1 pseudogene is annotated in these 369 nt (G+C 55.0%); it reads right to left on the bottom strand.

From position 1 onward, the window contains the following. Positions 1-369, bottom strand: a pseudogene (locus FD01_RS16275) (IS30 family transposase); the annotation flags it as partial.

Below are 369 nucleotides of genomic sequence, written 5' to 3'. Positions count from 1 at the left end.
GGTCTTCTCCAGCAGATCAATATTCTTGATCTCCAGGAGCTGAGCATCAATGTAGCTGTACAGCGTCGCCGTGCAAACCATCTCCTCGGGTCGATAGAGCTTCTTTTCCTTGGCTCGGCCAACCACGGCGTCTGGGGACCAGCCGTCTTGTTTGAAGTGTTCTGTGAAGTGAGCGATGAAGTCAGCGGCTTGGACGAGCTTGAGAGGTCTGTGGCATCGCCGCCGGTTCTCTTCGTAGCGAAGCTGGGCTGTCTCAGCGCTGTATTCAGTGCGATACACACGCTTGCCATTGACCTTCTGAACCTGATCGATCTGACCTCGGTTTAGCTCGTTGGCGACGGTTTGCCGGCAGATACCAAGTATGCGTGC

Origin of the sequence: Lacticaseibacillus manihotivorans DSM 13343 = JCM 12514 (assembly GCF_001435035.1) — a bacterium.
GTDB lineage: Bacteria > Bacillota > Bacilli > Lactobacillales > Lactobacillaceae > Lacticaseibacillus > Lacticaseibacillus manihotivorans.
This window is presented reverse-complemented; position numbering and strand designations above follow the sequence as displayed.